Annotated in this window: 3 protein-coding genes and 1 pseudogene; 3 read left to right on the top strand and 1 reads right to left on the bottom strand. The window is 70.0% G+C overall.

Features of this window, described 5'->3' with window-relative positions; translation table 11 throughout:
* The 3 genes and pseudogenes from ABDV69_RS21230 to ABDV69_RS21240 form a co-directional block, all read left to right on the top strand.
* Nucleotides 1–129 (top strand): annotated as a pseudogene (locus tag ABDV69_RS21230) (1,4-beta-xylanase); the annotation flags it as partial.
* A gap of 149 nt (nucleotides 130–278) precedes the next feature.
* Nucleotides 279–575 (top strand): PE family protein, encoded by a 297-nt coding sequence (locus ABDV69_RS21235; RefSeq protein WP_343577790.1) that lies wholly within the window; start codon nucleotides 279–281, stop codon nucleotides 573–575.
* 2 nt (nucleotides 576–577) lie between these two features.
* Nucleotides 578–1,765: a hypothetical protein gene (locus ABDV69_RS21240; RefSeq protein WP_343577792.1), complete on the top strand. Its 1,188-nt coding sequence runs from the start codon at nucleotides 578–580 to the stop codon at nucleotides 1,763–1,765.
* 107 nt (nucleotides 1,766–1,872) lie between these two features.
* On the opposite strand, the gene ABDV69_RS21245 is transcribed toward ABDV69_RS21240, so the two are convergent.
* Nucleotides 1,873–2,112 (bottom strand): hypothetical protein (locus tag ABDV69_RS21245; RefSeq protein WP_343577794.1); only part of this gene is annotated, 240 nt, incomplete at its 5' end.

Below are 2,112 nucleotides of genomic sequence, written 5' to 3' on the forward strand. Positions count from 1 at the left end.
TCCTGGAACCACCCGTACTCGGCGGTCCCCAAGGTGTGGTTCCACGATCTGCTGCGCCCGGACGGTACCGCGTTCCAAAACGGCGAATCACAGACCATCAGAAGCCTGGGCGCGTCGACAATCGGCTAGCAGCGGGGGTCGTTCAGGCTTCGCGCGGATCCTGCGACCGCCGGCGGTGTGACGGTTTACCGGCCGGCTGCTTTCGCGATATTGGTGTACGCGTGGTTCGCGGATCCCGGTTACGCTCCATAACGTTGGTCGTACGGAGGAGGTCTCTGGTGGTGTTTGGCATGGAGCCGGCGGCGGTGGGGGCTTCGGCGGCGGCAGAGGCCGGGTTGGCGGCGGAGTCGGCGGGGACGGCGTCGGGGGTGGCGGGGGCGTTGGTGCCGCCGCCGATGGCGTTGGATGCGGATTCGGCTAAGTTTTCGGCGCTGGTTGCTGCGGTGGGTGCGGAGCATGTGGCGATGGGTGTGCAGCACGCGACGCAGCGGGGGTTGTACGCGGGGGCGCAGTCGTTGGCGATGGTGGATGCGGTAGCGACCGAGGCGTTGCGCGCGGCGGCCGCCGGCATCTAGTTATGGGTGTGCATCCGTGGCCGGGGATCGATCCGGCCAGTGCGTATCTGACGATGACTGGTGGTGCGTGGGCTGCGCCGATGCATGCCGCGGGTGCGGCGCTGACGGTGTTGGGTGGTCACGTCCAGGCGACGGTGGCGACTTCTGCGGTCAATGATGCGGTCGTCGGGGAGAACTGGTCGGGTATGGGCCGGATCTCGGCGGCGGCGTCGGTGGCCATGTTGAACACCGATCAGACGACGTATGGGTTGCTGTCAGAGTTGAAGTCGCAGTTGGTGAACGCGGCGGGGGAGTTGCATACCGCGACGGTGCCGCAGCTGGTGACCCATGTCCAGGCTAACGCCAATCGTGGTGAGTGGGGTGTGGATAACGCGATCAATCCGTGGGTGTTGGGGGCGTTGACGCCGCGGCTGATTGATTTGGACACCGAGTATTTCGGGTTCATGTGGCCCAATAACGCGTCGGCCGGTCTGCGGTATGGGGCCGGGTTGGATGCGTTGGGGGCGGCGTTGTCGAGCCTGTCGGCGTTGCCGTCGCTGGCGGGGGGTTCGGTGGCGGCTCCGGCGCTGGCGGCCGCGGATATGGCTGGCAATGCCGGGATCACGATGGCGTCGACGGTGATGAGTGCGACCGAGCAGGCCGCGACTGCGGCGATTTCGCCGGCTACCTCGGGGGCCGCGAAGTCCCGTTCGTTGGTGGGGCAGGCGCCGTTGTCGGCGCCCGATACCAGTACCAGCACCTCGGGGATGTCGCCGCTGGCCGCGGTGGGGTCCCGTGCCCCGGTTTCGCCGGTATCGCCGCAGGCTCAACCGCCGGCGATGGGCATGTTTTTGCCGCCGTCGTCGGCTGCGGCGCTGACTGCCTCGGCGCCGAGTGCGGCGATGCCGGGCAGCCCGCCGGTGCAGCCGATGTCGCCGGCCGCCGCGCCGCCTGGTGTGACCAGCTTCGCCAAGCCCGCCGAGCCGTTTAGCCCGCCCCCGCCGTCGGGCGGAAAGGCGGCCGGGCTCAAACCCGGCGTGCTCAACGCCGCCGCGTTGCGCGGCCCGGTCTCTGCTGCACCCACCGGCACCGCGGTGCTGACCAAATCCCTGACCACCGCCGCCAGCCTGGCCACCGAGCCCCCGGGGGACGTGTCACCCGAGGTGCCGCGGAGTCGCAATCAGCCGATCAACGCGAAGCCATCGCAATAATCAGTCGAGTCGAATTCGCCCATCGGCGAAATGCCGATTGGACAGCGTGACCGATCAATGCCCGGAGTGTCGGAAGCGCCGAGCGCCAGCGATCCAGGCCGCCGCGTTCACAAGCCCGGGATACCCGGGATGCCCGGAAGGCCCGGAAGACCCGGGCCGGGCCCGAGCGGGATGCCCGGAAGGCCCGGGATGCCCGGAAGGCCCGGCATCGGGGGTGGCGGCCCTGGAGCAAACGGTCGCGGCCCGGGGAAGGGAAGCGGCGGCGGCGGTACCGGAGCAACCGGCACAGGAGCGGGCGGCGGGGCGGCCGGAGCGGGCGGCGGGGCGGCCGGCGCGCGCGGCGGGGC

The organism is Mycobacterium sp. (genome assembly GCF_039583785.1).
Taxonomy (GTDB): Bacteria; Actinomycetota; Actinomycetes; order Mycobacteriales; family Mycobacteriaceae; genus Mycobacterium.